We start from the raw sequence: 11,730 nt of genomic DNA, 5'->3' as shown, positions 1-11,730 counted from the left end.
TCCCGACCGGCCCTGATGCGCGGCTGGACGAACGGAAATTGTGCAGCGCCGCATGCGCGGCCGCCAAAATGTCGCGAGGGGGCCTTTTGCAGGTAAGAATGCAGTTTTGCAATGCTGCCGGAGTGAAGCAAAATTTCACAAGGGCCAAGAATTCCCGATTTATGCCGCATTGCAGCATACGAGAATAGGTATCCGCGAGTTTGGTCGCAGCCTAGCCACGTGGCCGCGCCGTAGGGTCAGTCGCCCGGCTTGCCTACCTTGCCCAGCTTGTCGAGCGCATGACGCAATGCTGCCTGCGGGTCATAGGCCGGTTCGGCCGGAGCGTTGCTTTTTTCCGGCATGGCGCGTGTCGCCTCGCGGCGCAGGAAGGCGATCACGGGATCGTCTTCGGCTGGCTGATCCAGCTGCGATTCGTCCTCGTAAGGCGCATCTTCGTCCGCTTCGTCCGGCACTTGCTCGGACGGCTCGGCGAGAGCTGCGCGGCGATGGCTGGCAATGGCCGCACCCAGTCGCGCTTCTAGCTCTGCCAGCGACAGATCGCCCAGCGAGGCCTGCGGCTCGAACTGTCCGGCGGCCGCCTCGTATTCTTCGGAGGACTCGACCGGTTCGAATTCGGCTTCCTCGACAAGAGTTTCCGGCTCGTCTTCTGGAGGGTCTTGCGTTTCCCACGCCTCTGCCGGCGCAGCGTCGACCCGGTCCCATTTGTCTTCGGGTTCGGGAGCCGCGGGGATTTCTGCGAGGATTTCCTCGAAGGCGCGCGCCGGTTCCTGGGCCGGCTCTTCCTCGACCTGCGATCCAATGTCGGAGGTCCGGATACCGTCTTCACCGATGTCCTCGCGTGCGGAGAAGACGCGGCGCCGGCGCGGTTCCTCGACCTCGTCTTCGGCCCAGTCGTCCCCATCGTGGACTTCGAGCCCCGGGGCGATGGCGCGCGGACGGGTGGCCGCGACGATGCGTCCGGCAATCAGGAGGCCGAGCACGAGGCCGAATACGGCGGCAATGCCCGAGACGACCAGCGGACCGCCAAGCCCGGTCGCCCGGAAGATGGCCGCATGGACATTGGCGGGCATGAGGAACAGCCCCCCGCCCAGCAGTGCCGCGAACCAGAGCGCGACAGCCGGTTTGAACCAGCTGCGCGTGGTGAGGCCGCTATCTGTCCAGTCGTCGCTCATGAAGATCCCGTGGTTGGTCGAGCCTCGCGTTTAGCACCGCTTGGTTAATTGCGCGATAATGGCAAGGCCTTCGCGCGCCCGGTGCGCCAATCGCCCGAGCCGGTACCGCCATGCCGTAACGGCAGTTTTCCCGCAGTTGCGCGAGGGTGTTCCATGCGCCATGAGTCCGCCCGCAAACGCGATGCAGAGTCGCGTAAACCCGCAGTTTTCGAGGAGAGCAGGAATGACCCCCCAGGACGTAGCAGCCAAGGTAGGCGAACAGGTCGGCACCAGCGAATGGGTCGAAATGACGCAGGAGCGCATCAACCAGTTCGCCGATGCGACCGGCGATCACCAGTTCATCCATATCAATGAAGAAGCCGCCAAGATGACTCCGTTCGGCGGCACCATCGCGCACGGCTTCCTGACCCTGTCGATGATCCCCTATCTCACCGCGAACAGCGACGTGCCGCGCGTCGACGGCATCAAGATGGCCGTCAACTACGGCGGCAACAAGACGCGTTTCATCAATCCCGTTCGTTCGGGCAAGCGCATCCGCGGCCACTGGAAGATGCTCGAAATGACCGAGAAGCGTCCCGGCCAGTGGCAGCAGACAATGGAAATCACCATCGAGATCGAAGGCGAGGACAAGCCCGCCCTGATCTGTGAATGGATGACGATGTATTTCGTCTGATCCCCCCCTCCTCCCCAGGAGGAACAGACGTTCAACACCAGAGAAGAATTAAGGAATGACCATGCGTGACGCAGTCATCGTTTCCACCGCCCGTACCGGTATGGGCAAGGCCTACAAGGGCGCTTTCAACTCCACCCCGGGCGCGACGCTCGGCTCCTATTCGCTAAAGCCCGCGATCGAGCGTGCCGGCATCGATGCAGGGGAAGTCGACGACGTGCTGTGGGGCGCCGCGCTCCAGCAGGGCGCGCAGGCAGGCAACCTCGCCCGCCAGGTCGCGCTGCGTGCCGGTTGCCCGATCGGCGTTTCGGGCATGACCATTGACCGCCAGTGCTCCTCGGGCCTGATGACGATTGCCACCGCAGCCAAGCAGGTCATCACCGACCGCATGCAGATCGTTGCGGCCGGCGGCCAGGAATCGATCAGCCTCGTGCAGACCAAGGAAATGCGCGTGATGCCCGACCCCGAACTGGTGAACATGCACGGCGCGATCTACATGCCGATGCTTCAGACGGCAGAAACCGTCGCCCAGCGCTATGGCATCAGCCGCGAAGCGCAGGACGAATACTCGCTGCAGAGCCAGCAGCGCACTGCCGCAGCGCAGGAAGCCGGCATCTTCGACGACGAAATCGTCTCGGTCAGCACCACGCACAAGGTGATGAACAAGGAAACCGGCGAGGTTTCCGACGAAGACGTGACGATCGCCAAGGACGAAGGCAATCGCCCCTCGACCACGCTCGAAGGCCTCGCCTCGCTGCAGCCGGTCATGGGCCCGGGCACCACGATCACCGCCGGTAACGCCAGCCAGCTGTCGGACGGTTCGGCCGCTGTCGTCGTGATGGAAGCCAAGGAAGCCGAAAAGCGCGGCCTCAACCCGCTCGGCCGCTACATCGGCATGGCGGTTGCCGGTACCGAGCCCGACGAAATGGGCATCGGCCCGATCTTCGCGATCCCCAAGCTGCTCGAACGCTTCGACATGAAGATCGAAGACATCGACCTGTGGGAGCTGAACGAAGCCTTCGCCGTGCAGGTGCTCTACTGCCGCGACAAGCTGGGCATCGATAACGACAAGCTCAACGTCAACGGCGGCTCGATCTCGATCGGCCACCCCTACGGCATGACCGGCGCACGCTGTGTCGGCCACATCCTGCGCGAAGGCCAGCGCCGCAAGGCGAAGTACGGCGTCGTCACCATGTGTGTCGGCGGCGGCATGGGTGCAGCGGGCCTGTTCGAGATCTTCTGATCTCGCTGCGAATCGAAAAGCACTGGAAGGCGCTGGCGATCCTCATCGGGGTCGCCAGCGCCTTCGACTTTTGGGACCATGTTTCGCGGCCCGGCCAGCCTTTTGCCGAAGCCCCCTATGCGTGGTTTGGCTTCACCGCGGCATCGTCGATAAGCGTCTGGCTTGTGGCCTTCTCGACCTCGCGTTTGCTGGGCAGATTGCCGATACCTTCGCTTGCTGCCGATACTGCGGGCGTTGGTCTCGGGATTGCCGCGCACCTCCTCGTGACCGGATATCTGTGGGACCGGATCTTCTGGAATGGCGGGCTGCACTTCGATGCCGTCGCGCTGCCCGTCGCAGTTTCCTGCCTCCTCTACCTCGTCTTTCGCGGAGCTTTCGCAGCCGCGGCGAGTTTGTATTCGAGGGTAGGCAGCAAGGGAGACGAGCAATGACGACGCGCTGGCCGCAACTCGACTACGAAGCCGACCGCCCGGTAATCGAAAGCCTGCACGCCTACCTGCAGGTCGTCGGCAAGCTTCCGACGCGCGCTCTGCCGTGGTGCAATCACAGCTGGCACCTCGCCCTGCGGGTCGTGCCGCGCGGCTTTCGCAGCTATCCGGTGGAGATGCCCGGCGGTGAGCTCGAGGTGATTTTCGACTGCCTGTCGAGCGCGGTGGCGGTCGAGACTTCGAACGGCTTTGCCGACGGGTTCGAAGTGACCGGCCAGACGGTCCAGCGTTTTCACGAGCAGCTTTCTGAACTGCTCCGTCTTGCAGGCGCAGACACATCCATTTCAGGCGCCCCGAACGAGGTCGAGGATGCCATTCCCTTTGCCCAGGATGCGCGCGAAAGGGCGTGGGACGAGGCGACACTCGCCCGCATTCACCGCGCCTTCTCCGATGCCAACCGCGTGTTCGAGCGGTTCCGTTCGGGCTTCGTCGGCAAGTCCAGCCCGAGCCACCTGTTCTGGGGCAGCTTCGATCTTGCCGTGACCCGCTTTTCCGGCCGAGAGGCGCCGCTCCATCCCGGGGGCTTTCCCAACCTGCCCGACCGGGTGACGCGCGAAGCCTATAGCCACGAGGTCGCCAGCGCCGGTTTCTGGCTTGGTGGCGGCGGGGTCGATGAGGCGGCCTTCTATGCCTATGGCTACCCGACGCCCGAGGGATTCTCGGATGCGGAAGTGAAACCGGATGAGGCCTACTGGCTCGCCGACCTCGGCGAATTTGTCCTGCCCTACGAAGCAGTCCGGAGCAGCGACGATCCCGAGGGCGCGCTCATAGCCTTCCTCGAGAGCACCTATGCCGCCGTCGCCGACAGGGGCGGCTGGCCGCGCGAGACGCTCGAAATCCCGCGCGGCGCATTCGGCAGGCCGTACGATGTCGAGGCCTTGCGAAGGGGTTGAGGCCTAGCGCTCTCTGATGTCGCCCGAGCCGGTGTGGTTCAAAATCTCGACGTTCTTGGCCGAGAGATAGAGGATATCTCCTGAGCCGTTGTTCCACGCGGTGAGATTGCCGACTTCGGAGGCGATGATGTCACCCGAGCCGCTCACGCGCGCGTCGAGATTTCCCACCGGACCAAAGGTAATGTCGCCCGAGCCGTTGGCATCGGCATCCACGCTTCCGATGGCGGAATTCGAAAAATCGATGTCACCCGAACCGCGGGCGAGCGCCTTGAGCGAGCCGAGCGCGCCTTCGAAGGTGATGTCACCCGAGCCGCTGCTTTCGACATCGAGCCCTTCGGCTGCCCAGCCCTGGATCTCGATATCGCCCGCGGAAGGGCTCTCGATCCGGGCAAGGGAAGGCAACGAGAGATAGACGTTGAAGGGAGTGCGTGTGGTGTAGGTACCTTCAGCAAGGATCGTCAGCCTGCCGCCATCCTGTTCGACCACGATGAAATCGAGCAGATTGTCATCGGCCTCGACCGTCAGCGCGGGCTCGCCCATCGTCAGCACCACATTCACCGGCGCGGAGAGGACGAGCGTACCGGCCGCCTCCACCTCACGCTCTTCCTGCGCGATGGTGCCGGAGCCGACCGTGCGCTCGCCCACCCAGTTGGCGTCGTGCGAGTTATAGGTGTGGCTGCAGCCGGCCAATGCGAGGCTCGCGGCGCAGCAGGCGAGCAGGGGCTTGAAAGAAAACGGCATCTGCCTCTCCGTATTAGTTGTATCACACACCTAATAGCCAGTGAGCGCCCCATCAATCAATCGGCATTTGTCGAAACCGGCAAGCAGTTGGACGAGCGCGCAAAAGAGGCGCATAGTTAGGCGCATGGGCATAATGGAAATCATCGGGATAGCCGGGAGTGTCAGCCTGCTGGCGGGTTGGCGGCTCTATCTCAGCATCTTCGCGACGGGCCTTGCCATGCGGCTCGATGCCATTCCGATCCCCGAGCATCTGCAGAGCCTCGACATACTGGCGAACCCCTGGATCATGGGCATCGCCGCGGTGGCCGCGATTGCCGAATTCTTCGCCGACAAGGTGATGTGGCTCGATAGCGCGTGGGACGCGATCCATACCTTCGTTCGGCCCATCGGTGGCGCGCTGCTGGCGCTGGCGATCATCGATCCGGCCGATCCGGCAACGCAGGTCGTGGCCTTCCTGCTCGGTGGCGGTGCGGCGTTGACGGCGCATGCCGGCAAGGCGGGTGCGCGCGGGGTGGTCAATGCCAGTCCGGAACCGGTCAGCAATATCGCCGTCTCATCGGCCGAGGACGTAGCGACCATCGGGTTGCTTTATCTCGCTTATGAATTTCCGGTGGCCGCAGGCGTGATCGCGCTGGTCCTGCTCGCTTTCGTGATCTGGCTGATCTGGCTGGCGCGCAAGCTGGTGCGCGGGTTCTTCGGACGGGGCAACAAGGCCGAGCCTCCGCCGGGCTAGGCGCTCAGCGGCTGAGCTGGAAGACCGCGAATTCGGCGCGCCAGTTGGTGCCGCCTGTTACCGGCTTGCCGCCCGAGAAAAACCATTCACGCTCGATCTTCGCGCCCTTCTCGCGGGCGAGTTCGCGGAAGTCTTTCACGGTGACGTGGTGGATGTTGGGCGTCTCGTACCAGCTAACCGGGATGGCGCGTGTCACAGGCATGCGTCCACCCAGCATAAGGGCGGAGCGGGTGCGCCAATGGGCGAAATTCGGGAAACTGACGAATGCCTGACGCCCGACGCGCAGCAGCTGGTCGAGCATGAGGTCTGGCCGCGTTGCCGTCTGCAATGTCTGGCTCAGCACGGTGTAATCGAAGCCCTTGTCCGGATAGTCGGCAAGGTCGCGATTGGCATCGCCCTGAACCACCGAAAGCCCCTGCGCCACACAGCGTTCGACGCAGGTGCCGTCGATCTCCATCCCGCGCGCATCGACCTGTTTGGTGTCGCGCAGGTTGGCGAGCAGCGCACCGTCGCCGCAACCGATGTCGAGAACGCGGGTGTCGGGCGCGATCGCTTCGGCAATCGCGGCAAGATCTGCACGCAAGCTCATTCGATGAAGCCTTTCACGACACGGTCGAGCGCAGGCACGTCGAGCAGGAAGCTGTCGTGCCCGTGCGGGGCGGACAATTCGACGAAACTTACCGCTGCACCTGCTGCATTGAGCGCGCGCACCACGTGGCGGCTTTCGCTGGTCGGATAGAGCCAGTCGCTGTCGAAACTGACGAGGCAGAAGCGCGCACCGGTACCTGCGAAGGCATTGGCGAGCTTGCCGCCATGCTCTTCGGCGAGGTCGAAATAATCCATCGCGCGGGTGATGTAGAGATAGCTGTTCGCATCGAAGCGGCGCGTGAAACCGCTGCCCTGGTAGCGCAGGTAGCTCTCGACCTGGAAATCGGCATCGAAACCGAAGCTCTTCGCGTCACGGTCCTGGAGATTGCGGCCGAATTTCTCGGTCAGTGCCTCTTCGGAGAGATAAGTAATGTGCGCCGCCATGCGCGCCACAGCGAGCCCTGCATCGGGCTGGTCCTCTGCCTCGTAATAGTCGCCCTGCCGCCAGTTCGGATCGGCCATGATCGCCTGCCGGCCGAGCTCGTGGAAGGCGATGTTCTGCGCTGAGTGACGGCTCGTCGAGGCGATCACGAGCACACGCGCTGCCCGGTCGGGCCAGTTGGCGGCAAGGCTCAACGCCTGCATCCCGCCCATCGATCCGCCGACCACCGCGTGCAGCGTCTCGATCTCCAGTTCGTCGAGCAGCGCGACGAGACCACGTACCATGTCGCGGATGGTGATGACCGGAAAGCGCATCGCATAGGGCTTGCCGTCGGATGCCTCGCTTGCAGGGCCGATAGAGCCCATGCAGCTGCCGATCACATTGGCGCAGATGACGTGGTAGCGGTTCGTGTCGATCGGCTTGCCCGGGCCGACCATCCGTTCCCACCAGCCCGGCTTGCCAGTGACGGGATGGGGCGAGGCAACATACTGGTCGCCGGTCAGCGCGTGGCACAGGAGGATGGCGTTCGAGCGATCCTCGTTGAGTTCGCCATAGGTCTCGAAGGCGAGCGTGGCATCCACCAGCTCGCCCCCGCCGTCGAGCGGCAGCGCGTTCGGCAATGTCAGTGTTCGTGATGCCCCGGCCATATATCCGCCTCTAGCGCCACGACAGGTGCTTGTCGAAGGGCGGTTTTTCTTTCATGCGCCGAAGCCGCAATGGCAGACAAACCCGAAATGAAACCCTGGATCGAAAAGATCCACGCCTATGTCCCCGGCAAAAGCAAAGGCGCCGACGGCCGCGAGCTGGTCAAGCTGTCGGCGAACGAGAACCCGCTCGGCTGCAGCGAACATGCCTTGGCAGCGCTCGCAGAGCCCGCAGGACCTGCCCGCTATCCCGATCCGGACTCCACGGCGTTGCGCGCGAAGATCGGCGAAGTGCACGGCATCGACCCGGCGCGCATCGTGTGTGGAACGGGATCTGACGAGCTGCTCAACCTCGCCGCGCAGGCCTTTGCAGGCCCCGGCGACGAGGTGCTCTACGCGCGCTTTTCCTTCGTGGTCTACGAGATCGCGGCAAGGCGCTGCGGCGCGACGCCGGTCGAGGCGGCGGATGCCGACTATGCGACCGATGTCGATGCGCTGCTCGGCGCGCTGACCGACAAGACACGGGTGGTATTCGTCGCCAATCCGAACAATCCCACCGGCAGCTTCCTGCCCCGCGCCGAGATCGAGCGGCTGCACGCAGGGCTGCCCGCCGATGTGCTGCTGGTCGTCGACCAGGCCTATGGCGAATATCTCGAGGCGGGCGAGGACGATGGCGGGCTCGCGCTCGCCGAAGCGCAGCAGAACGTGCTCGTCACGCGGACCTTTTCCAAGATTTACGGCCTTGCGGGTGAGCGGATCGGCTGGGCGACCGGTGCGCCGCATCTCGTCGATGCGCTCAACCGCATCCGCGGGCCGTTCAATGTCACTGGCTCGGGGCAGAAGGCCGCGATTGCGGGCCTTGGCGATCAGGATTTCGTCGCGAAATCGCGCGAAACCAACAATCGCGAGCTTGCACGCTTTGCCGATGCGATTGCGAGCATGGGCAATCATGGCCTGCGGGCGATCCCGAGCAAGGCAAACTTCCTGCTGGTGCTGTTCGAAGGCAGGCTGACCGCCGAAGCCGCGCTCGCCGCGTTGGCGCAAGGCGGTTACGCGGTGCGTCACCTGCCCGGGCAGGGTTTGCCGCACGGCCTGCGCATCACGATCGGCACGCCGAAGCAGATGGACGAGATTGCCGCGATCCTCAGGGCCGCAGCGGACTCCGCCTAGTCGTTCAGTGAATTTATGGCGTCGAGCACGCGCTGCTCGATTTCCTCGCGCGGAAGGCCGGGCGGGATCGGTTCACCGAACCGGTAGGTGATCGTGCCGGGCCGCTTGAGCCAGCGGTGGTATACAAATCCGCTGTCCACGGCGACCGGGATCACGGACAGGCCGAGCATCTTGTAGAGGCCCGCAAAGCCCGCCTGCAGTTGCCGCCGTTCGCCATGCGGGACGCGGGTTCCTTCGGGGAAGATAACCAGCGGGCGACCGTCGGCTACCATCGCCTTGGCGCTGCGGATCATGCCCATCAGCATTTTCGCACCCTTGTCGCGCGCGACCGGGATCAGGCCGTAGGCAAGCGCGGCGCGGCCCCAGCCGGGTATGGAGAACAGCTCCTGCTTGGCGAAGACCGAAGGGCAATCGAGCAGGTTGGGCGCATCGATCGCTTCGAAGAAACTCTCGTGCTTGATCGCGTAGAGCGCCGGTTCGCCGTGCGGCTCGCCCTCGATGACGACGTCGGCGCCAATGATGTGCTTGAGGCACCAGCGCTGCCACTGGCCCCAGTTGCGCACGCGCCGGCGGAAGGCTGCCAGCGAGAAAGGCGCACTGAGCAGCGAGGCTGCCGTGATCAGGAAAGAGCCGAGGTAGAACGCCGGATAGAAAACGATATTGCGCAGCAGGATCATCGCGTCAGACCGGCAGCCCCTGCGAGATCTCCGAGGCAAGGAGCTTGTTGTATTCGAGGAACAGCGTGCCGAGGTCGGGATGCGAGACCACGGCGTCCTTCACGATGGTGGTGCCTTCGGGCAGCGATCCCGACACTTCGGAATATGCGCGGGCCATGTGCCAGTCGGTCGTCACGAGGCGGACCGAGGTGAATTCCTTCTCCTTCATCCATTCCGCAACTTCACCGGCATTGCTGCGCGTATCGACCGCGAGGAAGCCCAGCGTGACACAGCAGTCCATGGTGCGGCGCGAGACTTCGAACTGCTCGGCAAATTCGGCCGGCTTCACTTCCGGATCGACGCCGGAGACGAACATTTCCTTGGCGAGGCCGCTCTCCACGACCTCGATCCCGCGGTCGATCCTTCCGGCGCCGCCGGTCAGGACGATAACGGCATGGGTCTCGGTCTTGGCTGCAGGCGCGGGAAGCGACACCGCGAAGGCAAGGAAGCCGAAGGCGTAAATCAGGAAGAGGGCGGCGAAAAAGCGCAGTATCACAGCATTTTCCGCAAGGATTGAATAACCGTCATGCGCGCGGTGTAGACGGCAATTCCGACCGCGAAAAGCGGGACTAGCGCAAGTATCGCCCAATCGAGCGCGGAGAGTGACCCTCCTGCAACCATTCCGGAATCGAGCGCGGCGAACTGGCGCGCCATCAGCGTGATCGCGAGCGCTCCCGTCACAAGGCCGAGCAGTCCGCCTGCAATTGCGTCGAACAGGATCGAACGCTGGAAGACGCGCGCGATCTGGTCGTCGTTTCCTCCCAACAGGTGGACGATCTCGATCGTGTCGCGATTGCCGCCAAGCACATTGCGCGAAGCCAGCCAGACGGCCGCAGCGCCGGTAAAGGCGAGCAGGATGATCATGGCGAGCGCCATCCACTGAAGCGCGCGCAATGCCGAGAGAACCGGCGCGAGGAACTGCGCCTGGCTGTCGATCCGCGAACCGGGTGCCGCGTCCTGCAGCGCAGCCTCTATGCGCTCGAGCTCGGCAGTGCCGGTGCCATCGCGCAGTTCGACATCGATCAATGCGGGCAGCGGCACCGCCTCCATGCCTTCGCCCCCGCCCAGCCATGGCTCGAGCAGTTCGGCGACTTCCGATTCCGGCACGGCGCGGAAACCGACGACTGCGGGGTCCTGCGCAAGCAGGTCGACCACGACTGCGGCCTTGGCCTGCCTTGCATCGGCATCGGGCTCGATCACCTGCACGGTGGCGCTGCCTTCAAGATCGCCGCGCGCGCTCGACACCATGTTCGACAGGGCAAGCGCCCCGCCTGCCGCCAGCACGGTGAGCGCGACCATGACCGCGATGACCCAAGGGATAGGCCCGCCAAAGCGCGCCTTGGGCAGCAGGTGCGCGGCACGGCGCCCCCGGAACGGTGCGAGACCGCGGTCGACTGCGCTGCCGATCGTGGGGGGGCGCTTCATGCTCCGCCTCCACCGCTGCGGCGTGGCGGGTATTTGAGCGCGCCGGTCGGGTCGAGCAGGCTGCCCTTGCTCAGCCGCATGATCAAGCTGTCGGGCACCTTGCGCAAAAGCTGCAGGTCGTGGGTCGCGACGACCACTGTCGTGCCGAGCCGGTTCAACGCCTCGAACAGGCGCATCAGTTTGAGCGCCATGTCGGGATCGACGTTGCCGGTCGGCTCGTCGGCCACGAGTACTTCGGGCCTGCCGATGACCGCGCGCGCAATCGCTACGCGCTGTTGTTCGCCGCCGGAAAGCGTGGCTGGCCGTGCATCGGCGCGGTTCGCAAGCCCGACCCATTCGAGCATGTCTTCGACCGGCCCGCGCAGATCGGCCTCGCGCACGCCCGAGACACGCAGCGGCAGGGCAATGTTGTCGAAGGCGGACAGGTGGTCGACGAGACGGAAATCCTGGAACACCACGCCCATGCGGCGGCGATAGGCGGGCAGCTTGTCGCGCGGCAGGGTGATGACGTCGCGGCCGAACATGCGGATCGCCCCGCGCGAGGGGCGCTGCGCGAGATAGAGTAGCTTGAGAAGCGAAGTCTTGCCTGCGCCGCTTTCTCCGGTGAGGAAGTAAAACCGGCCCGAAAACAGCGTGAACGAAATGTTCGAGAGAACCTCGCGCTCGGTCCCGTAGCGCAATCCGACGTTGTCGAACTGCACGATATCGCTTTCATGCGTGCTCATCGGCGGGTGTTTGCCGGGCGATCGAGGGAAATATGGGCGGCCATTTTCGTTATTCGGGCCTATAACCGCGCTTCGGTGTG

14 protein-coding genes are annotated in these 11,730 nt (G+C 64.3%); 6 read left to right on the top strand and 8 right to left on the bottom strand.

The annotated features are described in order from the left end of the window. Positions 1–236: 236 nt before the first annotated feature. Positions 237–1,172, bottom strand: a complete 936-nt coding sequence (locus tag K3165_RS07750; RefSeq protein WP_221548170.1) for a hypothetical protein — start codon at positions 1,170–1,172, stop codon at positions 237–239. Positions 1,173–1,395: 223 nt separating this feature from the next. On the opposite strand from K3165_RS07750, the gene K3165_RS07745 reads away from it, so the two are divergent. The 4 genes from K3165_RS07745 (at position 1,396) to K3165_RS07730 (ending at position 4,466) form a co-directional block, all read left to right on the top strand. Further along, on the top strand, positions 1,396–1,845 hold the full coding sequence (locus K3165_RS07745; RefSeq protein ID WP_221429742.1) for a MaoC family dehydratase: 450 nt from the start codon (positions 1,396–1,398) through the stop codon (positions 1,843–1,845). 61 nt (positions 1,846–1,906) lie between these two features. Then, a complete protein-coding gene (locus tag K3165_RS07740) occupies positions 1,907–3,085 on the top strand; it encodes an acetyl-CoA C-acyltransferase (RefSeq protein ID WP_221548169.1) in 1,179 nt (392 codons plus the stop codon). Further along, a complete protein-coding gene (locus K3165_RS07735) occupies positions 3,037–3,516 on the top strand; it encodes a hypothetical protein (RefSeq protein WP_221548392.1) in 480 nt (159 codons plus the stop codon). Before K3165_RS07740 ends, K3165_RS07735 begins: the two co-directional genes overlap by 49 nt. Then, a complete protein-coding gene (locus K3165_RS07730; protein WP_221548168.1) occupies positions 3,513–4,466 on the top strand; it encodes a DUF5996 family protein in 954 nt (317 codons plus the stop codon). Before K3165_RS07735 ends, K3165_RS07730 begins: the two co-directional genes overlap by 4 nt. A gap of 3 nt (positions 4,467–4,469) precedes the next feature. On the opposite strand, the gene K3165_RS07725 is transcribed toward K3165_RS07730, so the two are convergent. Beyond that, on the bottom strand, positions 4,470–5,207 hold the full coding sequence (locus tag K3165_RS07725) for a GIN domain-containing protein (RefSeq protein ID WP_221548167.1): 738 nt from the start codon (positions 5,205–5,207) through the stop codon (positions 4,470–4,472). A gap of 124 nt (positions 5,208–5,331) precedes the next feature. On the opposite strand from K3165_RS07725, the gene K3165_RS07720 reads away from it, so the two are divergent. Continuing rightward, complete coding sequence (locus tag K3165_RS07720) at positions 5,332–5,940, top strand: DUF4126 domain-containing protein (RefSeq protein ID WP_221548166.1); 609 nt, start codon at positions 5,332–5,334, stop codon at positions 5,938–5,940. A gap of 4 nt (positions 5,941–5,944) precedes the next feature. Here K3165_RS07720 and metW read toward each other — a convergent pair whose 3' ends face one another. Beyond that, positions 5,945–6,529, bottom strand: coding sequence for a methionine biosynthesis protein MetW (gene metW / locus K3165_RS07715; protein ID WP_221548165.1), 585 nt, complete (start codon positions 6,527–6,529; stop codon positions 5,945–5,947). Beyond that, positions 6,526–7,617, bottom strand: a complete 1,092-nt coding sequence (metX, locus tag K3165_RS07710) for a homoserine O-acetyltransferase MetX (protein ID WP_221548164.1) — start codon at positions 7,615–7,617, stop codon at positions 6,526–6,528. Before metX ends, metW begins: the two co-directional genes overlap by 4 nt. A gap of 69 nt (positions 7,618–7,686) precedes the next feature. Between metX and hisC the strand changes: the two genes are divergently transcribed. Continuing rightward, on the top strand, positions 7,687–8,784 hold the full coding sequence (hisC, locus tag K3165_RS07705) for a histidinol-phosphate transaminase (RefSeq protein ID WP_221548163.1): 1,098 nt from the start codon (positions 7,687–7,689) through the stop codon (positions 8,782–8,784). On the opposite strand, the gene K3165_RS07700 is transcribed toward hisC, so the two are convergent. The 4 genes from K3165_RS07700 to ftsE are packed head-to-tail and all read right to left on the bottom strand — an operon-like array spanning position 8,781 to position 11,650. After that, positions 8,781–9,461 (bottom strand): lysophospholipid acyltransferase family protein, encoded by a 681-nt coding sequence (locus tag K3165_RS07700; RefSeq protein WP_221548162.1) that lies wholly within the window; start codon positions 9,459–9,461, stop codon positions 8,781–8,783. The genes hisC and K3165_RS07700 overlap by 4 nt on opposite strands. Positions 9,462–9,465: 4 nt before the next feature. Beyond that, positions 9,466–9,996, bottom strand: a complete 531-nt coding sequence (locus tag K3165_RS07695) for a YdcF family protein (RefSeq protein WP_221548161.1) — start codon at positions 9,994–9,996, stop codon at positions 9,466–9,468. Further along, positions 9,993–10,925, bottom strand: coding sequence for a cell division protein FtsX (locus K3165_RS07690; protein WP_221548160.1), 933 nt, complete (start codon positions 10,923–10,925; stop codon positions 9,993–9,995). Before K3165_RS07690 ends, K3165_RS07695 begins: the two co-directional genes overlap by 4 nt. After that, positions 10,922–11,650, bottom strand: coding sequence for a cell division ATP-binding protein FtsE (ftsE, locus tag K3165_RS07685; RefSeq protein ID WP_221548159.1), 729 nt, complete (start codon positions 11,648–11,650; stop codon positions 10,922–10,924). Before ftsE ends, K3165_RS07690 begins: the two co-directional genes overlap by 4 nt. Positions 11,651–11,730: the final 80 nt, after the last annotated feature.

Origin of the sequence: Qipengyuania xiamenensis, from assembly GCF_019711495.1 — a bacterium.
Taxonomy (GTDB): Bacteria; Pseudomonadota; Alphaproteobacteria; order Sphingomonadales; family Sphingomonadaceae; genus Qipengyuania; species Qipengyuania xiamenensis.
The sequence above is the reverse complement of the archived record's forward strand: the minus strand, read 5'-3'. Positions and strand labels throughout refer to the sequence as shown.